Below are 18,859 nucleotides of genomic sequence, written 5' to 3'. Positions count from 1 at the left end.
ATCATTGCTTTACTGGTTATTAAGCGCAGACACTAGAAACTTACAAAACTACACTCGTTAGCTAATTCGTAGTTAATTGTTATTACTTATGAGTGATTAGCTGTAATCGTTGATATAATCACATTTAACGTCAAAACAAGAAGCAAGAAAGAGCAATAAAAGCCCCTCTTTTGTTATCAAAATAGGACATACTAAAAAGCCCCCGTTCTCTTTCAACGGGGGTTAGTTTATTGATACTTTGGGAACGCACATTAACTTTTTTTCACGATAAATTCCAACAATTATTTTTTATTCATGATTCCGTTTGTCCTTTCTTGTTAATTCTTCATACATTTTGAAAAGATGTTGCACAATTTCTGATTCACTAGCAGATTGCTTTAACCCGTACACTTTCAATACGGCTTTATCATTAGCTTCATGCGCTTTTCGCAATTCAATTGGCATTGTTAACGGGTCATACAAATCTGCTAATGAACTATCCGGATAAAGATTTCGAGCATCAAGGATTGCTTGTGCTGTTTTTGAAATCTTTTTCTTTTGCTTATCATTAACGTTAGGCCAAGGAAAGTTATTATAGACAACACCCGCTGAATATCTGTAATCACTTTTCAATCTACCACACACAGTTTTGATCCAGTCCATATGAACTAGTGAATTTAGTAGGCCAAATTCATATAGGTCAGTGTTAGGAACTATTAATAATGCGTCAGATGCTATATTACTATTGCTCATAAATCCTATTGGAATATACTTTCTTCGTTGTGAGCTAACTCGTGGAACAACAAGAAAATTACCTTTTGGCATATTTTCAACGTGAAAACGTGTTGGATGATCAGCAAGTTTCCTGGTTCCTGCGCTTTTACTTGACAGCCTAAAATCTTTAACACTTTCAATAACTTTCATTACAGAAGGCATTTTCCTTAATTGGCTTGGTTTTGCATCCCCTAACCACAAGCAATATCTTGGTTTTCTGTTAATAAATTCACGTGCTCCCCAAAATTTTTTAAAATATTCTTTTGAAGAAGGCTCGTTTTTTACAAAATCATTCTTTTCAGCTTCTTCAAAAAGATAATTACCACCATCAACTGGTTTGTTCCCAATGCCCATTATTGGGTGATTGATATCCAAAGGTGTAGTTCTTTTGGATATTAAAATGTTACTGGCATCAACAAGATACGGATTAATATTATTAGCTCTTTGTATCTTATTTCTATCATAAATAACGTTCTCTTTGATCTTACGTTGACCAAATCCAATAATTACTACATGAACATGCGCTTTATTTTTCGCCTCGTTATTCCAGACGAAAGTTTTATATGCAAAATTAATAGCCACTTTGTATTTTTGTAGAAGTGTTTCCCAGATAATTGATACTTGTTCCCCTTGAGTTATTGAGTTTGTAGAAACAAATGCGACCTGAATGGTTGTGTCTTGTATATATTGTGCTGCTTTAAAATACCATCCTGCAACGTAATCAATATTACCAACGCCCTTTAAAGTTACCTCAATTTCTTGCAGGTCTTGCTTTTGGCCTTTATTTTTCATTCTTGCACCTACAAACGGTGGATTCCCCATAATATAGTCCAATTCATATGGTTTCACTATATCTTCCCAATTCATACGTAGGGCATTACCCTCATAGATTGAGTCATTGCTATCTAGCGGTAAGAAGTCTTTATTGGCAAATGTAATATCTTTCGTTTGTTCCCACATTTGACTTTCGGCAATCCACATTGCTGTTCTGGCAACTGAAACAGCAAAATCATTGATTTCAATTCCGTAGAAATTCTGGATTTTAACTTTTGGATCGCTATCGTCTGTAATTGCTAACGTTCCTTGATCACCAGTAATAATCCGTAAACATTCATTTTCCATCTTTCTCAATGACAAATAAGTTTCAGTGAGAAAATTACCAGAGCCACAAGCTGGATCGAAAAATTTTAGTTTACCTAGTTTTACCCTAAATTCACGAGCTTTAATTACTCGTTGATTGTTATTTCCCATATTCTGGATTTTATCAAATTCATCATGTAAATCATTTAGAAACAATGGATCTATCACTTTATGAATGTTTTCGATACTGGTATAGTGCATCCCCCCAGAGCGTCTTGTTTCAGGGTTTAACGTACTTTCAAATACTGAACCAAATATTGTGGGGCTGATTCCCGACCAATCGAACCCTGCACCCGCTTCTTCAACAATCAACCTTTTTAATTCATCAGTAAACTGGGGGATGATTACATTTTCATCGGAGAACATCCCACCATTCACATAGGCAAATTGGTTAAATTCATCGTCAAGGTATGGATCACGTTCACTCTCTGGTTGATCTAGCACCTTAAACAAAGCTGACAGGTCTCGGCGTATATCACGGGGTTCTCTTCGCTCAATAAAAGCTTGAAAAATATTATCTTTACCAAACAGGTTGCTATCATCTGCATAAAGCAAAAAAACCAAACGGACGATTAACATGTTTAAACTTCGCTGGATTTCTGGACTATTAACGTCAACGCCCCGTCCTTCCGCATAGGCGTTAGTTAATTCATGGTATATTTTTGCCACTAGGTTACCGGCATCAACTGAGAGTTTCTTTTCGTCAATTACCTTTTGCTGACTGGCATTAACAATAAATTCTAGTAATTTTACTTTTTGCGGTAAATCACTAAGTTTTATTACTGTCGGTGTCGCCAACGGCTTTTCCATATCATGAATATCAATCTCGTTGAAATTAGAAACTAATATCCAACGAGGTTGCTCACTGTTGGGTAAGAAATTAGCATAGCGCTTGGCTTGCTCAAATGGCGTGAGGTCGCCACTCCCCCCCCCCAGATTGTTTCAGTGGTTTGGTAAGGTCTTTAATCTTTTTACCTTTCATTTCGATCATGACTTTAGTTGATGGAATATAGCCATCTATTCGCCTAGTAGTGACCTTGCCACCTGCTTTTACTTGAACGTCTTTCTCATACGTAATGTAGTTATAATAATCATTAATTCCATATACTCGCTGTAATAAATCGTTCCAAAAAGTTTGCCGATCCGCATCTTCACGTCCCTTGTTAGAAGATGACCAAGTTTTAACAAACTCACGAGCATTTTGTTGTCTAGTTGCCATACATACAAAATCCTTTCTGAAGTGATGATTTTATTATCTCGCCTGCAAATAATGATTTAAAGGATATATTTATAATACATACTAAAAAAGCCCGTTGTCTTTATCATCAGCAACGAGCGGAGCAGTTTAACTAGCAGTATTATAACAAAAAGACGCTCTGCTGTGAGAGCGCCCCTTGTACAAAGATTTTAAAACACATTCATTATATCATATGATTTTATTTACCCCTCAAAGGGTATGAATAAAATGTTTGTATTTGTAGTTGTTATTGCAATCAGCCTACTAAAAAAGCATTAATAGCTACTAACTACTAATGCTTTAAAGTAAACCTGTCTAGCAAGAAAATGTCGGGCGTTAGGTTCTTACCCAGCCTAGCGCCTTTTTACATAAACAATTATAACGTGTGTATATAACTATACAAGTTATAACTTTACACTATAAGACGCTATATTACACTATTTGCAATTTAAGGGGATGGTTTTCATGGTTACACAAGCACAAATGCGAGCTACAAGACGATACAAGAAACGACACCCAGAGAAAAACAAACTATATCAATATCGCTCAAATGCTAAAACGTTTATTAAACACTATGCAGATAAAGACGACCTAGACAAATTAATATCACTAGCACAAGAGCAAAAAGCCAAGTTAACTAACTAAAGGACGACCTAGATAACTAGACCGCCCTTTTATTTTGTGCCACTCAATAATCTAATATTATCACTTTGGATATACTGAATGTTAGTAAATGTAAGTATTAAAAAATACTTAGTCCCGTTGAGATTGATGGTATTAAAAAAGAGTAGCCCTCACAAGCTACTCTTGGTATTGTTGAAAAATTAACAACTTTACTTTTCGCGCCCCATAGGTATTTTAGCATATTATCTTGTATGTAAAATTAGTGTGTATCCCCTTAAAAAGTATGCGTACAAAGCAGATGAAAGGATGCAGCCAAAGAAAACCTTGATGTGCTACTAGGCTGTGTTAAAGAGCGACAACAAGAATTAGATAACTAAGGGAACCACTAGTTTAGCAGTTATCTTTTTGTGTCCGGACAATTAATACACCCTAAAGAGAAACACCCCCGCCCCTATCTTTGAACAAAAAAGAGCGCACACATTTCCGTATTTTTATTTGCGAGGGCTGTTTTGAAACTTTTTAGGTAGGGGGGGCTATTTTAATTGGCTGTTGATATATAAGCAATTACATTAACTAGAATAATTAAATCATCCCCGTTTTAGACAAAAAATATTGTTGGGGATGTTTAATTCTAAAAAATTCTGACAGCAAAAATAAAAAGACTACTAGATTAGTAGTCCACCATGCTGACAAGTTGAATTATTTTTCCGCAACTTTTCCGCAGAATTGATTAAAAATAACGTTTTATAGTGTAAACCTAAAATCAAGAATGCTGATTTATCAATGATTTAGACGCTATATTAGATTAATTTAAAATAAAAAAATCACCCGCACGGGGATCGAACCCGTAACTCCGCCTTGAGAGGGCGACGTCTTAACCAATTTGACCAGCGGGCAATAACGTACAAATAAAAGTATACGTTAATTTTAATTTTTCGTCAACTTAAAATCAAATTAATTTAATATTCATTTTCAGTGTCAAGTAAAATTGACTCAGTTGCAGTAGTATCAGTTGGTGTACTTAAAGCGCCCATCAGAAATGCCAGGGCTAGCGGAATTCCCAAAAGCGATACACTAAAACCCGCAAATACCGTTCCGACAATTACTAAAAGAACAGCCGTTTCAAGGATTTGTCGTAATCTTTTTCCAATCAGATTAATTCTCGTTGATTGCCCCTCAAAATAAATCAGTGGAGCTACTATATACATAAATATTTCTGTGTGGAAGGGAGGAATCCGACCATTCAAAAAAGGAACTAAGCCAATAATTAAGCCGACGAAAATACTAATATAATTAATTGAGAAGTGCGGAAAGAAGCTGGAAATAATACTACTTAAAACTGCCGCTACCATTAAAACAATCGTTGCAACCAGTACTACAAAACTCTCCCTTTATAGCAAATAAGCTGTGACACCTTTTGTCGCAGCTTAAATCGCGTTATTCAAATGATAATTCTAATAAATATACTTTCTTTTCTGGAATAAGACAGCTCGTCGCCCAAACATCATGGTAATTTTTCTTCGTTCCATTGGTCATTGAAAAATAACTATCAAGAAGGTCGCCATTCTTTGCCACAAAATCATTTGACAAACGATTGACCATAAAACGATCAACAGGAAAATAAAATGAAGCATCGGCTATCTTTAAGGAGTCATCAAAAAGAATCAGAACCGTATTAGTAAAACGTGGCCTAATGCTTTTGATTAACTCTGGATGATGCTTTAGTTTTGTTAAAACATAATAAATTGAATCAGAATTACTAGCCATATTCGTCCCCTCACTTGACTGTAATTATAACAAATAACTTTCTTATCAACAAAAGACCTGCTAGATTAGCTAGCAGGCCTTTTGTCAGAAGTTGGGCATACTGGTCTCGAACCAGTAAATTATGGATTCAGAGTCCACTGCCTTACCAGTTTGGCGAATGCCCAATAAAATAAACTTACAACGATATATACTATACATGGAAGTTGCTTAATAGTCAACTCTTTTTTATCATTTCTCTTCAGCACGTAATTGTTGGTGTTGACGGGCACAACGCCATTTTGTAATCAAATCGATAACCGGATGTTTTTTAGAGTTACACCAATAATCAACATCGGCCCAAATTTGTTTTTGCGTCCACTTGTCATAATCATGATGTAAGAAATTATAGTTTTTTAAAGCTGACTGTTTTTTCCAGATAGTTGCCATTATAAATTGGCTTCGTGTCCGTTGCATAGTTTTTTTAACCTGTGCCGGATCAACTGCTTCTACCCCTATTACTTTTGCCGTTCCAATTGGCGGAATGGGCTGACCACTTGGCAAGTATGGCGCTAAGGGAACATTTATTAATGCATCAAGAATCACCTCTTGCCAATCTTCTCGTGTCTCATAACGATGCATTAACCCCGGCTCAACATCATTAGCAATTAAATAATCACATGTTTTTCCCCAGCTTATTTGAGTGTGAACCAAAAATGCTGTTGCCATTTTAAATACTCCTCCATTACTTTTATTAATATTTTACCGCAAAATCCTTTTACTTTGTGCAAAATATAACAAAAAAAAGAAGCTAAGAATTATATTCCTTAACTCCTTACTATCCGATTTACGCTTGAACAACATTCTCTCCTGCAATCTTAGTTTTATTTAATAGCAAAGAAGAACTAACAACAGAAACAGAACTAAAGGCCATTGCCAAGCCGGCAAGTTCAGGACTAAGAGTAAAGCCCATAAATGCAAATAGCCCTGCAGCAATTGGAATACCAATGACATTATAAATGAGCGCCCAGAAGAGATTTAATTTAATCCGGTTAAAGGTCTTCTTAGAAATATCAAGTGCCCGCACAACTCCTCGTAAATCATTTTGAACGAGGACAATTCCACCAGAGTCAATTGCAATATCAGTTCCGGATCCCATCGCAATTCCAACATCAGCTGTCGATAACGCAGGGGCATCATTAATTCCATCACCAACAAAGGCGACTTTTTTACCCTTGTCCTGAAGTTCCTTGATTTGTTGAGCTTTGTCATTCGGCATTACTTCAGCGATCACCTTATCGATACCAACTTCATCAGCGATTGCTTGAGCTACTCGCTTATTATCACCAGTTAACATCACGGTCATTAATCCATGCGCTTTTAGCTCCTTAATTGCATCTTTTGAACTCGGCTTCGGAACATCTTGAATAGCAACTAAGCCGATTATTTCCCCATCAAGGCCCACATAAACAACTGTTTTAGCTTCATTCTGTAACTTTGCAGCACGTGATGCCATTTCCCGGGAAATATTTACATCAACCAGAAGCCGACTGCTACCAACAAATGCTACTTGACCATTGTAATTTGCGCGTACACCCTTACCTTCAATTGCTTCAAATTTCTCTACCTTTACTGGTGAGATCTCTTTATCTTTCGCTTTTTGAAGGATCGCTGATGCTAACGGGTGCTCAGATGATTCCTCAAGACTAGCAGCTATTGTTAATACTTTTTTTGCATCGCCAACAATATCGGTTACAACTGGTTTGCCGACCGTAATTGTCCCCGTTTTATCGAACACAACAGTATCAATATTGCTTACTTCTTGAAGAACTTCACCATTCTTAATAAGAACACCCATCTTGGCACTTCTTGCAGTTCCAACCATTAATGCCGTTGGGGTTGCTAAACCTAATGCACACGGACAAGCAATCACAATTACTGAAACAGCAAATAATAATGCTTGAACAAATGTTGCACCAACAAAGGAATACCAAATCATAAAGGTTAGAATGGCAATTATCATTACTGCCGGAACAAAAATATTTGAAATTTTATCCGTTAAGTTCTGAATAGGAGCATGACTGGTTTGCGCTTTTTTTACTAGGTCAACAATTTGGGCGAGCATCGTATCGGATCCAACCTTTGTGGCTTTAAAAGTAATCGTCCCATTATTATTAATTGTTGAACCAACAACAGTATCGCCAACTTTTTTCATTACTGGCATACTTTCACCAGTAACCATCGACTCATCCAAGGAAGTTACCCCTTCTAGAATCGTTCCATCTACGGGTACCTTTTCACCAGGCTTGACCCGAATAAGGTCACCAACTTGGACTTGATCGAGTGGTACTTTGACAAATTTACCATCTTTTAAGACTTCAGCATCTTTTGCTTGAAGGCCCATCAACTTACCAAGAGCATTGGAAGCATTGTTATGCATCTTCTCTTCCATCGCATCCCCCAGTAAAACAAAGACAGTAACAAAAGCAGCACTTTCAAAGTAAACCGCCCTATCAGTTATCATTGCAAAAATACTATAAAAATAAGCGACAGCTGTTCCTGTGGCGACCAGAGTATTCATATTTGCACTATGTTTTTTAAATGCAACGATCGCACTTTTCCAATATGGAAATGCTGAAATTGCCATAATAATAGTGGTAGTAATTAATGCTATCCAATTATAGGCAGGCATCATCCAGTGAAAAGGCATCGCAAACATTTGTATTAACATCGGGATTGATAATACAAATGAAATCCAAAATCGCTGAATGTTTGTAAGCTTCATTACTTTACAACAACCTTTTCATGAAACATATCCATTCCACAAGCGTAGTTATAAGTTCCCGGCTTATCAGTTGGAATATCAATAGTAACTTCTTTTTTACCGTCTAACTTCTCATCAATCCCAAGTTCCTTAAATACGACTTCATTCATGCATCCCATGTTATCAGAGGGGATAAATTTTAATTGCGCTGGCTTTCCTTGTTTAAAAGTAACCGTTTCTGGTTTGTAACCATGATTTTCTGCATTAACAACAACTTTTTTAGTTTGATCTTTTGAAAAAATACTCATTATTTAACAATCACCTTTCCATGAAACATATCCATCCCACAAGCAAAGTTAAAAGTCTGTGCTTTATCTGTTGGAATATTAATCGTCGTAATCTTTTGCTTTGTTAAATCCTTATTAACTCCTAGCTGTTCAAACACCACATGGGATAAACAAGCCGTCGAGTCATGCATATCAAAGTTAACTTGAGCCGGAATTCCCTTTTTCAAGATAACAGTTGATGGAGAATAACCACCATTAACCACAATTGTTGCAGTTTGTTCATCATTAACAATAGTTGATTTTCCCGCTGACTCTGTATGTTTTCCAAAGAACCACCAAATAATAAATGCAATTAAAATCAGTGCAATAACTATAGCGGCAATTCTCAATATTTCCACCCTCTTTTAGTTTACAACTGTAATCATATTATAGGTACAGCATACTATTAAAGTTTACAATTGTCAACAATAAAGAAAAAATATTAAATAATGGACGTTTTACTCTTTTTTAATTAGAATTTGAATACTGGGGGGTGTGACTGATTAAGAAGTCTAATTTCTTATTAACCTTATTTTATTTATTACTCTTTGGCGGAATCATTTGGTTTTATCAAAATAATTCTACCTTTCAAGAACAATTTAATATTGGCATTCATAATGCACAAGTGCTTACTCAATCGTGGTTACACCGAATAACTGGTAAAGAAGTTGCAACTCCAACTAAACAAAACGCTGACCAGCAAACCGGGACTCAAGATACACCTGCTGATGCACGCTGGGAACAAAACTCTGCAACGATCTATATTAATATCAGTAATCCAGTATTAAAGAATGCAACAGAAACCGCAATTGCCCAATGGAATAACACGAAAGCATTCACATTTAAAATCGTTAATAATAAGAATGCAAATATTAGCATTTCCGCTGTTAATGATCCAAATAACGGGGCAGCGGGGCTTACCAATACAAGCATGAATTCCGCAACTGGATATTATCTGCACGCAACAGTAGAGCTAAATTCTTATTACCTATTAAATCCTGCCTTTGGCTACTCACAAGAACGAATCGTAAATACTGCTGAGCATGAATTAGGGCATGCAATTGGTCTACAGCACACGAACAAGATTTCTGTGATGCAGCCAGCTGGATCATATTATCCCATTCAATCACGAGATATACAGGCTGTAAAGGCTTTATATTCACGAACTCCACAACCAATCATCGCTGAAGATAATTCCAACAGATAGTCATAATTAAAAGGTCGAGCTCACTTTTCATAGAATTGGTATGGTAAAATAAAATAGCAAATCTAATTGGAAAGAGTATTTTTATGTCAAATAAAAAAGTTTTAGGTACGGCGATGATTATTACTGCCTGTACCTTTTGGGGTATTTCAGGGCTTTTTGCGAAGGCCCTTTTTAATGTTAGTAGTTCGATTACATCGATGTGGTTAACGCAGGTTCGAATGGTTTCAGCTGGAATTATTTTAGTCTTATTAAGCCAAATTCGTGGGGAGCATCCCTTTCAAATTTTTAAGGACCTTCACGCTGCATGGATTATCTTTGCATATGGTGTTTTTGGGTTAGTTCCGGTTCAATATGCTTATTTTATGGCTGTCCAATATGGGAATGCTTCGATCGCAACCATCCTTCAATTTATCGGGCCCTTTTTTATCATTGCTTATCAAGCTGTGTTTCGACACCTGCCACCGCGACGAATTGAAATTATTAGTGCAATTATCGCCTTTTTAGGTGTTTTTATTATCGCAACTCATGGTCAATTTAACCATTTAGCAATGACGCTTAGTGTTCTAATATGGGGATTAATTTCTGCAATTGGTGTTGCAACAAATACCTTAATTCCACAAAACATGCTTCGCGAAGGTCGAGTTCCCTCATTAATTATTACGGGGTGGGGGCTATTATTTGCGGGATTAACCTTAATGCTTATTCACCCTAGTCAACCACATATTCCTAACGTTCCCTCAGTTTGGTTATATGTGTTAGGCATTCTAGTAATTGGGACCTTAATTCCCTTCCAATTAGCTAATAATTCATTAAAATATATCGATGCAACTACATTTAGTTTAATGGATGCATTTGAACCTTTATCAGCAACAATTGGTTCAGTCCTGATTTTTCATTTACAAATGACGGGAGCAGACATTCTTGGATCGATTTTAGTTATCGTTGCAGTACTTGCGATTAATATTCGTATTCCACAGAAAAATTAAAGAGTAACTAAAAAAAAGAAGGTGGTCAGGATTTTATTTTCCTAACTATCTTCTTTTTAGTTATCACGAATAACTGTCCCGACTTTACCGGCAAGAGCATCATCAAGACCATCTAATGAAGTAATTAATGCTTCTCGTTCTGGATGACCTTCAACAAATGAAAGACATGCTTCAATCTTAGGTAGCATACTACCAGCAGCAAACTGTCCTTCCTTCATGTATTTCTGAGCTTCTGCAACGTTTAACGTCTTAAGGGCTTTTTCATCTGGCTTTCCATAGTTAACATAAACATGATCAACGGCAGTTAAAATAATCAACTTATCGGCATCGATCTTGTCGGCTAGCAAGGCACTGGAACGGTCCTTATCAATAACCGCTGGAACTCCTTCAAGTCCTTTATCAGTGATGATTACAGGTACACCACCACCACCACCGGCAATAACAAGCTTGTCAGCGTCAATCAATGTTTTGATGCTATCAAGTTCCATAATCTTCATCGGTAGTGGAGAAGGAACAACTTGACGGTATCCACGTCCCGCATCTTCTTTAAAAGTGTAGCCCTTTTCTTTGGCAATTTCATCAGCTTGTTCTTTAGTATAGAAGTCACCAACTGGCTTTGATGGATTTTTAAAAGCAGGATCATTAGGGTCAACCGCAATTTGCGTTACAATCGTTGCCACACTCTTATTCATCCAACAACGGTGTAATTCATTTTCTAAACTTTGTTGCAAATGGTAGCCAATATAACCTTGACTCATTGCACCACATTCTGGGAAAGGAAAAGCAGCAGTTTTACCGTGTTCAGCAGCAAAATTCATCCCTAAATTAATGGCACCCACTTGTGGACCATTACCGTGACTAATAACTACTTGATTTCCTGCAGCAATTAGCCCAATTAATGAGGAAGCAGTATTCTTTACTAACTTTAATTGTTCTTCAGGTGATTTGCCTAATGCATTTCCCCCTAAAGCAACGACTACTTTAGCCATGGCAAATGCCTCCTAATTAGTTTTGTTCACCCAAAGTTGCAACCATTACAGCCTTGATAGTGTGCATCCGGTTTTCGGCTTCACGGAAGACAACTGAATGTTCACTTTCAAATACTTCGTCAGTAACTTCCATTTCCTTTAAGCCAAACTTCTTTTCAATTTCCTTACCAACTTCAGTGTCGAGGTTGTGGAATGCAGGAAGACAGTGTTCAAAGAGAACATTAGGGTTTTCAGTAGCCTTCATAACATCCATTGTTACTTGGTAAGGCTTAAGAAGGTTGATCCGCTTTTCCCACATATCATCAGATTCACCCATTGATACCCAAACATCAGCATAGATTACGTCCATACCTTTGACACCTTCTTTGATGTCATTAGTAACAACAATCTTAGCACCAGTCTTGGCAGCAATTTCATTAGCCTTATCTAGAGTTTCCTTAGTTGGTTCCAATTCCTTAGGAGTAACAACGTGGTATTCCATCCCCATTACAGCGGCACCAAGCATTAATGCATTTGAAACATTGTCTTGACCGTCACCTACAAAGGCAAACTTGATGTCCTTGTAAGGCTTCTTCAATACTTCGTGAGCGGTTAAGAAGTCAGCAAGTACTTGTGTTGGGTGGTCTTCGTCAGTTAAACCATTCCAAACTGGTACACCAGAGTACTTAGCTAAAATTTCAACATTGCGTTGTGAGAATCCACGGTATTCGATACCATCAAACATTCCACCAAGAACTCGTGCAGTATCCTTAACAGATTCCTTGTGACCGATGTGTGAACCTGATGGGCCAAGGTAAGTTACATGAGCACCTTCATCCTTAGCACCAACTTCAAAAGAACAACGAGTACGAGTAGAACTCTTTTCAAAAATTAAAGCAATGTTCTTACCTTCAAGATTCTTGCCTTCATAACCAGCATATTTTGCCTTCTTTAAATCTTCAGCAAGATCAAGCATGTATTCCATTTCGCGAGTGTTAAAATCTGCAAGAGTTAAGAAACTACGATTACGTAAATTAAAAGCCATTTTTATTTCCTCCTAAGGTCTTAATACAAGTACTATAATAGGCTAAAGTTTCATAATGCTTCAAAAAGACTCCATAAATAACAGAAAAAAATTCAGCGTTTTTTTGCAACAATCTCTTTATTCACAATGATGTAAGCGGAAACAGTTACACATTTGTAAAACAGCAACTCTATTGTCTATTATCTTCACAAAGAGTAAAATTAAATAGTGTTTCAAAATACTTCAAATAACATCAAGAAATCGGTGAAAATACATGAATTTTTATATTTTAGATAATGATAGTAAAATTATTCATTTATTATCCAATATTATTGAAAATGATTTCAACAATACTGTCGTCGGAACAACTTCTAACCCGCAACAGGCCTATGATGATGCAATGCGCCTAGGCATTGACATCATGTTTATTGATTATGCAATGCCAGCAATGGATGGAGTTCAACTTATTCAAAAAATTCAGGACAGTCATCATTATCCACACTTCATTATGACTGCTCAAGCAATTCTGCCTTCTGTCAAAACAAGTGCATATCAACATGGGATTGATTTTTTTATTGAAAAGCCACTAAACATTGCAGAAGTTAAGTCAGTTATTAAACTAGCAGCGCAAAACATTAATATGTCTAACCGTCTTCTTCAAGTTTTGGACCTTGTAAGTGGTGCTGCGACGAATAATAATACAGTTACGATTAGCGGGAAAAACAAGAAAAAAGAAAATGCTCAGTCCATCTTACGTTTTCTCGGTATTACAGCTGGAAATGGCGCTCCTGCAATTAACAAACTTATTAATACGATGATTGAACGGGAAATTAGTTTTGATGAGGTTAATTTTGAAGAATTTTTCCAATGTGATGAACATGGTAAAAAAATAATTTTCCAACGGATTCGACGCGATATAAAAACTGGTCTTAATAATCTTGCACATATGTGTATGGATTATCCAGAAAACGACATTATTTTGGAATATGCGAATAACTTATATGAATATAAAAATATCCACAATGAAATTTCATTTCTCAAAGGAGAGCGTACTAATGGTGGGCAAGTGTCACTAAAACACTTCTTTAATGGATTGATTCAAGAAATAAATTAACAGTAAAATAACGGAGAAAATGACCTTAAGACGGTTGTTTTTTCCGTTATTTACATTATCTAAGTTCTTTTAAAATTAATCGATCAATTGCAATCGTTGTTCCATAAAGTCAATCTTGCGGATCTTGGTCGCTGTAGCCAAGATGAGGCGGATGGAGATCATAGCCATAGCTTTTGTTGCGCAACAATCTTGCCATTCTTCTCTTCACAATTTACAACCATCGATTATAACTTAAATTATGTTATACTAACAATAATATTAATAATAAGAAGGGATAACCATTATGATTGCATATAAAAATTGTACCCCTAACGAACTTGACTACACAGTTGGGAAGGGCGGGAAAACAATAATTAGTGTTAATGGTAAGAATATTATTCTCACTTTTGAAGATATTCCCGTCGAAAACCCTAAATACATGGATATTAAAATACTTTCTGTTCCTAAACATGTAATGGCTTCAATCATAATTAATGCCTATCTTAAAGATGATACCGATAATTTAGATACCCGAAATGTCAATTTAAGTTAGAAAGAAAATAGTTGCTCATCAGTGACGTAAGACATGAATACTTCATATGGAGTTCGATAGCCTAGTGATTTACGGGGCAGGTTATTTCGCTTACTCATCAGTTGGGTTACCAATTCATCAGGAAGATTGCGGAAATCTAGCTGTTTCGTTAAGCCATCCCGGCGTAAAAGACCGTTGTTGTTTTCGTTCAGCCCTCGTTGATTGGGAGCACCAACCTCGGCAAAGTAAGTGTGAAGGTCAAATTGATTGGCAATCTCGCGCCAGCCGGCGAATTCTTTTCCGTTGTCAAAGGTAATCGATTTGAAGAAGTGCCGCGGGAATTTCCGAAGCCACTGACTTAAGTGTTGGTTAATCGCATCAGCCGTCTTTTCGTGCACATTGAGTACAATTTCGACCTTCGATTGGCGTTCGGTCAGGGTCATTACCGCCCCTTGGTGCTTTTTGCCTTGGACGGTATCAGCTTCAAGGTGCCCAAATTCAGTGGCATAGTGCGGAAAGTCCTTGGCACGCTCGTGAATACTTTGCCCCAATTGGCCAGCCTTCCCGCGGCGCTCGACATAGCCATTCGGGTGCCGCTTACCTCGCATCGGCAAGGAACGGACATCGAAGCCGAACTGGCTACGTTCAAACATCCGGTAAAGAGTTCGCAGGTTACAACTAATTGGGCGCTCAGCGCGCCCAATAATGGTATCAGGCGTCCACCCCTGGGCAATTTTGTCGTTGATATAAGTGAGTTCAGCCAGTGACAACTGAGTACGTTTTCGGCCACAACGTTGCTTATTGCGCATATAGTGATCTTGATAATCGGCAATTGAGGCACCGGTTTCCAGGTAACGATAAACGCGATAAACGGTTTCGGCACAACGGTTAATCATTTGGGCCACTCGGTACGCTTTAAGCTTTTGCGCGAAAGAATGGGCGATGATTGTCAGCTCGTTTGTGGTAAGATGGGTGTAAGTCATTTGTGGTTTCCTTTCTTTTATTTAGGGGTATTCAAAAGTCTACCACAAATGGCTTTTCTATTTTTCTAACTTAATTTTACAAACGGCGATATAAATAAAAAGGTTAAAGAGAAATTAGCAAACTGTATTAATACAGCTGTAAGAAATCGTTTTGGTCTTATTTAATAGGAAGGAGAGGCTGGGAAAATAATCCAACCTCTTTACTATTTTAAAGTGTAAACTGCCAAAACGCAGTAGATGGCTGGATTACGAACGTTGATAAATCAACATCCATAATGCCCCAATAGGCTAGCTTCACGTCGTAGCCATCCTTGCACGAGTGGGACTAAAAACTCGAAGCATGTTTATAGTCCCACTCCTTTTATTAAATTATTTTAAATGTAGGAGTTTAAATTCTAAATAACACCACAAGATAATTAATAAAATACTATAAGCGGCAGAAAGCCATACTACATATTTTAAGAACGCCAAGATATGAAAAACAGTTAATATTTGCAGACAAATTGTTAAAACAATCCATACTACTAAATGGTCTTTTACCCGATCCCGATGTTCAATTAATTCTTCTTTTTTCATAAAATACTCCAGACCTAAATTTCAAGAATAAGTTAGCCACTGGACTCAAATAAATAATACTGACCAATTGATTATTGGTTGATGGAGCTGTGATATCTCTTGGTAGAAGGCCTTACGATAGATATCCATTGACGAATGTCCATTAAACATAGCTCGTGGATAGTGATTCATCCAATCATTAGTCGCTATGATCTGAGCACTACTATAGTTATTTATAGCTTCACCTTTGGTAATCTCCTTGCGGAGAAACCGGTTATTGATCTCATTGGATCCACGTTCCCAAGGGGAATACGGATCAGCATAGAAAACATGATCGTGAACTTGTGTTAACTCACTAAATTCTGAACCGTTGTCAGAGGTTATTGTCTTAAAGATGCGATAGTAAGCATCTGTGCCCATTTTCTGGCGTAAATTTATAAAGAACTGATTTACTGCATGCGCAGTTTTACCAGCAATTTTACTCGTGATATTAACTCGTGAAAGGCGATCAGTCATTACTAGTACAACACTGTCATTACCGTTTTTCTGTCCCTGAACTGTATCTAGTTCCCAATGGCCAATTTCGGACCGTTGGTCCGCAGTTTGAGGTCGTTGAGCAATATTAGGCCCTAAGCACCTTTTAGCTTGCGGATGAGTTCGATGATGCTTACGTTTAGGTTTTTCAAAGAGGTCTAAATTGGACGTACGAAGCACACCCTCATTAATCCATTGATATAAAGTTACAACCGACTTTGGGATCAGGGTGCCATCATTCATTAAATCTCGAGCCTTATAAATAACCGCTTGTGGGGAGTAATGGTGGTCGTCAAACTCACCAAGCATTAGCTGATCAGCTAATCGTAAAAATTGCTTTGAAGAATAATATAAGCGACGACGACCAGAATGGCGGTGATGTTCAAAATATGTGGCCTGACCAGCTTCATAACTATAGATGTAGTAAGAATATTCGTAAATCTTACCATTAGATTTTTGACGACGAAGTTGGCGGACCGTACCACGGTTGAGCTCGTTATTAATTGTTTGATGATTAACTCCTAATTGGCGACCAATTGCGCGATTGGAAAGTCCTTGCGACTTTAAAGTCGCAATCATCACACGTTCTTCTTTAGTAAGATGAGCATTCTTTTTATGAGTAGTCAATAAACTAGTAGACATGGTATCATTTAAGTGCGTCATTTGACGGACATCCTTTCATATAGGTTTGGTTCACTTAATATGATACCTGATGTCACGCCGAATGGCGTTTTTTATTTACCACCAACTGGGTGGCTAACTTCATTCTATAATCCACCAAAATACTCCAGATAAAAGGAGAGAATAGCTATGTCGTAACAGCTATTCCCCTTCTTGATTATATTTAATTTATCCTAATCGTTCTTATCCATTTTAGCTCGTAATTCTTTACCAATTTCTTCATATCCTGGCTTACCAAGCAATCCAAACATGTTAGTCTTATAAGCTTCAACACCTGGTTGGTTAAATGGATTAATACCGTTTAAGTAACCTGAAATTCCCATCGCAACCTCAAAGAAGTAAATAAGGTAACCTAAAGTGTATTCGTCTTCTTGTGGGATATGAACAGTCATCACTGGTACTCCACCATCGGTATGAGCAGCAACCACCGCTTCATAAGCCTTGGTGTTAACGTAATCCATTGTCTTACCTTCCAAGTAGCCTAAGCCATCAAGATTATCTGGTTCTGTTGGAATTTCCATGTCATAATTTGGCTTATCAAGCTTAATAACGGTTTCCATTAAGAAACGGCGACCTTCTTGGATGTATTGACCAAGTGAGTGAAGGTCGGTTGTGAAGTTAGCTGAAGAAGGATATATTCCCTTTTGATCTTTTCCTTCTGATTCCCCAGCTAATTGTTTCCACCATTCCGCAAACATCCGCATGTTAGGCTCGTAGTTTTCGAGTAATTCTGTTTCATAGCCCTTACGATAAAGAATGTTCCGGTAAGCAGCGTATTGGTAGGCTTCGTTCTTGGTTAGATCAGGATCAACGTAATCCTTTTCTGCTCGTGCAGCCCCTTCCATCAGCTTATCAATGTCCGCACCAGAAGCAGCGATTGGCAAAAGACCTACCGCAGAAAGAACTGAATAACGTCCTCCAACCCCATCAGGAATAACAAAGGTTTCATAGCCATGAGCATCTGCTTCAGTCTTTAAGGCACCCTTAGCCTTATCAGTAGTAGCATAAATCCGCTTATTAGCTTCATTTTCACCATACTTCTTAATTAAAAGGTCCTTAAAGATTCGGAAGGCAATTGATGGTTCAGTGGTTGTTCCTGACTTTGAAACAACATTGATTGAAAAGTCTTTGTCACCAATTAATTGAATCAAGTCATGAACATAGGTTGAACTCAAGGAGTTACCAGCAAAGACTACCAATGGAGCTTTCCGGTCTTTTGCCTTTTGAGCTTGATAGAAAGTATTGTGTAAGAAGTCAATTGCCATTTGGGCACCAAGGTAAGAACCACCAATTCCAATAACAACTAAAACATCTGAATCACGTTGAATCTTATCAGCAGCCTTCTTAATACGGGCAAATTCTTCTTTATCATATTCGGTTGGTAAATGGAGCCAATCACGGAAATCGGCGCCAGCACCAGTCCCATTCCGTAATTCATCATTAGCGGCGTTAACCATTGCTTGCATTTCACCAAGTTCGTTTTCATGAACAAATTGCTTTAATGCGCTACTGTCAAATTTAATGTGTGTCATTCCAATAGCTTCTTTCTATTTTTATTTTTTAGACATTTAAATGATAGCGAATAATGAAGTCGGTTTCAATCAGAACTAGCAATTTTTTCTCATTAATGAAAATTGACAATTTAAGGTTAATTAGGCATACTGGGAATATGCAGTGTATCCGCTTACATAAATTGAAGGGAATAATTA

Annotated in this window: 17 protein-coding genes, 2 tRNA genes and 1 pseudogene; 5 read left to right on the top strand and 15 right to left on the bottom strand. The window is 37.3% G+C overall.

The annotated features are described in order from the left end of the window. Positions 1-288: 288 nt before the first annotated feature. Positions 289-3,112, bottom strand: a pseudogene (locus SH603_RS03480) (class I SAM-dependent DNA methyltransferase). Between the two features lie 483 nt (positions 3,113-3,595). Here SH603_RS03480 and SH603_RS03470 point away from each other — a divergent pair. Further along, positions 3,596-3,775 (top strand): hypothetical protein, encoded by a 180-nt coding sequence (locus SH603_RS03470; protein ID WP_086142238.1) that lies wholly within the window; start codon positions 3,596-3,598, stop codon positions 3,773-3,775. 803 nt (positions 3,776-4,578) lie between these two features. Here SH603_RS03470 and SH603_RS03465 read toward each other — a convergent pair. The 8 genes from SH603_RS03465 to SH603_RS03430 all read right to left on the bottom strand — a co-directional run bounded on the left by SH603_RS03465 (position 4,579) and on the right by SH603_RS03430 (position 8,946). Then, positions 4,579-4,651, bottom strand: a tRNA-Glu gene (locus SH603_RS03465). A 62-nt stretch (positions 4,652-4,713) separates the two neighbouring features. Beyond that, positions 4,714-5,106, bottom strand: coding sequence for a cation:proton antiporter (locus SH603_RS03460; protein WP_225436738.1), 393 nt, complete (start codon positions 5,104-5,106; stop codon positions 4,714-4,716). An 85-nt stretch (positions 5,107-5,191) separates the two neighbouring features. Continuing rightward, the gene (locus tag SH603_RS03455) at positions 5,192-5,521 is read right to left on the bottom strand and encodes a hypothetical protein (RefSeq protein ID WP_321534084.1); all 330 of its coding nucleotides are present in this window, start codon (positions 5,519-5,521) and stop codon (positions 5,192-5,194) included. 91 nt (positions 5,522-5,612) lie between these two features. Beyond that, positions 5,613-5,685 (bottom strand) — tRNA-Gln (locus tag SH603_RS03450). 64 nt (positions 5,686-5,749) lie between these two features. Beyond that, positions 5,750-6,226 carry a DUF7679 family protein gene (locus SH603_RS03445; RefSeq protein ID WP_169471638.1) on the bottom strand — a complete coding sequence of 159 codons (477 nt, stop codon included), beginning with the start codon at positions 6,224-6,226 and terminating at the stop codon, positions 5,750-5,752. Positions 6,227-6,344: 118 nt separating this feature from the next. After that, positions 6,345-8,282 carry a copper-translocating P-type ATPase gene (locus SH603_RS03440; protein ID WP_169472702.1) on the bottom strand — a complete coding sequence of 646 codons (1,938 nt, stop codon included), beginning with the start codon at positions 8,280-8,282 and terminating at the stop codon, positions 6,345-6,347. After that, on the bottom strand, positions 8,282-8,569 hold the full coding sequence (locus SH603_RS03435; protein ID WP_169472703.1) for a cupredoxin domain-containing protein: 288 nt from the start codon (positions 8,567-8,569) through the stop codon (positions 8,282-8,284). The genes SH603_RS03440 and SH603_RS03435 overlap by 1 nt, the downstream gene beginning before the upstream one ends. After that, positions 8,569-8,946 carry a cupredoxin domain-containing protein gene (locus SH603_RS03430; RefSeq protein ID WP_113896707.1) on the bottom strand — a complete coding sequence of 126 codons (378 nt, stop codon included), beginning with the start codon at positions 8,944-8,946 and terminating at the stop codon, positions 8,569-8,571. The genes SH603_RS03435 and SH603_RS03430 overlap by 1 nt, the downstream gene beginning before the upstream one ends. 266 nt (positions 8,947-9,212) lie before the next feature. Between SH603_RS03430 and SH603_RS03425 the strand changes: the two genes are divergently transcribed. Then, complete coding sequence (locus tag SH603_RS03425) at positions 9,213-9,794, top strand: matrixin family metalloprotease (RefSeq protein ID WP_169472705.1); 582 nt, start codon at positions 9,213-9,215, stop codon at positions 9,792-9,794. Positions 9,795-9,877: 83 nt separating this feature from the next. Next, positions 9,878-10,780, top strand: coding sequence for a DMT family transporter (locus SH603_RS03420; RefSeq protein WP_169471634.1), 903 nt, complete (start codon positions 9,878-9,880; stop codon positions 10,778-10,780). Between the two features lie 56 nt (positions 10,781-10,836). On the opposite strand, the gene arcC is transcribed toward SH603_RS03420, so the two are convergent. Both arcC and argF read right to left on the bottom strand, forming a co-directional pair. Then, complete coding sequence (gene arcC / locus SH603_RS03415) at positions 10,837-11,769, bottom strand: carbamate kinase (protein ID WP_169472706.1); 933 nt, start codon at positions 11,767-11,769, stop codon at positions 10,837-10,839. A 16-nt stretch (positions 11,770-11,785) separates the two neighbouring features. Next, positions 11,786-12,793: an ornithine carbamoyltransferase gene (argF, locus tag SH603_RS03410; protein ID WP_003670402.1), complete on the bottom strand. Its 1,008-nt coding sequence runs from the start codon at positions 12,791-12,793 to the stop codon at positions 11,786-11,788. A 253-nt stretch (positions 12,794-13,046) separates the two neighbouring features. On the opposite strand from argF, the gene SH603_RS03405 reads away from it, so the two are divergent. Both SH603_RS03405 and SH603_RS03400 read left to right on the top strand, forming a co-directional pair. Continuing rightward, the gene (locus tag SH603_RS03405) at positions 13,047-13,886 is read left to right on the top strand and encodes a DNA-binding domain-containing protein (RefSeq protein WP_169471632.1); all 840 of its coding nucleotides are present in this window, start codon (positions 13,047-13,049) and stop codon (positions 13,884-13,886) included. Between the two features lie 283 nt (positions 13,887-14,169). Further along, a complete protein-coding gene (locus SH603_RS03400) occupies positions 14,170-14,418 on the top strand; it encodes a hypothetical protein (RefSeq protein WP_169472707.1) in 249 nt (82 codons plus the stop codon). On the opposite strand, the gene SH603_RS03395 is transcribed toward SH603_RS03400, so the two are convergent. From SH603_RS03395 to SH603_RS03380, 4 genes are all read right to left on the bottom strand, one after another. Further along, complete coding sequence (locus SH603_RS03395) at positions 14,415-15,380, bottom strand: IS30 family transposase (protein ID WP_321534083.1); 966 nt, start codon at positions 15,378-15,380, stop codon at positions 14,415-14,417. The two genes, SH603_RS03400 and SH603_RS03395, sit on opposite strands and share 4 nt — an antisense overlap. Positions 15,381-15,749: 369 nt before the next feature. Next, positions 15,750-15,956, bottom strand: coding sequence for a hypothetical protein (locus tag SH603_RS03390; protein ID WP_035151787.1), 207 nt, complete (start codon positions 15,954-15,956; stop codon positions 15,750-15,752). Positions 15,957-16,001: 45 nt separating this feature from the next. Then, the gene (locus tag SH603_RS03385) at positions 16,002-17,132 is read right to left on the bottom strand and encodes an IS30 family transposase (protein WP_321533738.1); all 1,131 of its coding nucleotides are present in this window, start codon (positions 17,130-17,132) and stop codon (positions 16,002-16,004) included. Between the two features lie 191 nt (positions 17,133-17,323). After that, positions 17,324-18,682: a glucose-6-phosphate isomerase gene (locus SH603_RS03380; protein ID WP_169473752.1), complete on the bottom strand. Its 1,359-nt coding sequence runs from the start codon at positions 18,680-18,682 to the stop codon at positions 17,324-17,326. Between the last annotated feature and the right edge of the window lie 177 nt (positions 18,683-18,859).

The organism is Limosilactobacillus reuteri, from assembly GCF_034259105.1.
Classification (GTDB): Bacteria; Bacillota; Bacilli; order Lactobacillales; family Lactobacillaceae; genus Limosilactobacillus; species Limosilactobacillus reuteri_G.
Note: the sequence above shows the minus strand (reverse complement) of the source record. Positions and strands in the feature narration are given on the sequence as shown.

Excerpts from the sequence above, each read along its gene's own strand:
- SH603_RS03420 (WP_169471634.1), top strand. The coding sequence starts at position 9,878 with ATGTCAAATAAAAAAGTTTTAGGTACGGCGATGATTATTACTGCCTGT.
- SH603_RS03470 (WP_086142238.1), top strand. The coding sequence starts at position 3,596 with ATGGTTACACAAGCACAAATGCGAGCTACAAGACGATACAAGAAACGA.
- argF (WP_003670402.1), bottom strand. The coding sequence starts at position 12,793 with ATGGCTTTTAATTTACGTAATCGTAGTTTCTTAACTCTTGCAGATTTT.
- SH603_RS03400 (WP_169472707.1), top strand. The coding sequence starts at position 14,170 with ATGATTGCATATAAAAATTGTACCCCTAACGAACTTGACTACACAGTT.
- SH603_RS03440 (WP_169472702.1), bottom strand. The coding sequence starts at position 8,282 with ATGAAGCTTACAAACATTCAGCGATTTTGGATTTCATTTGTATTATCA.
- SH603_RS03380 (WP_169473752.1), bottom strand. The coding sequence starts at position 18,682 with ATGACACACATTAAATTTGACAGTAGCGCATTAAAGCAATTTGTTCAT.
- SH603_RS03390 (WP_035151787.1), bottom strand. The coding sequence starts at position 15,956 with ATGAAAAAAGAAGAATTAATTGAACATCGGGATCGGGTAAAAGACCAT.
- SH603_RS03435 (WP_169472703.1), bottom strand. The coding sequence starts at position 8,569 with ATGAGTATTTTTTCAAAAGATCAAACTAAAAAAGTTGTTGTTAATGCA.
- SH603_RS03455 (WP_321534084.1), bottom strand. The coding sequence starts at position 5,521 with ATGGCTAGTAATTCTGATTCAATTTATTATGTTTTAACAAAACTAAAG.
- arcC (WP_169472706.1), bottom strand. The coding sequence starts at position 11,769 with ATGGCTAAAGTAGTCGTTGCTTTAGGGGGAAATGCATTAGGCAAATCA.
- SH603_RS03405 (WP_169471632.1), top strand. The coding sequence starts at position 13,047 with ATGAATTTTTATATTTTAGATAATGATAGTAAAATTATTCATTTATTA.
- SH603_RS03395 (WP_321534083.1), bottom strand. The coding sequence starts at position 15,380 with ATGACTTACACCCATCTTACCACAAACGAGCTGACAATCATCGCCCAT.
- SH603_RS03385 (WP_321533738.1), bottom strand. The coding sequence starts at position 17,132 with ATGACGCACTTAAATGATACCATGTCTACTAGTTTATTGACTACTCAT.
- SH603_RS03460 (WP_225436738.1), bottom strand. The coding sequence starts at position 5,106 with ATGGTAGCGGCAGTTTTAAGTAGTATTATTTCCAGCTTCTTTCCGCAC.
- SH603_RS03445 (WP_169471638.1), bottom strand. The coding sequence starts at position 6,226 with ATGGCAACAGCATTTTTGGTTCACACTCAAATAAGCTGGGGAAAAACA.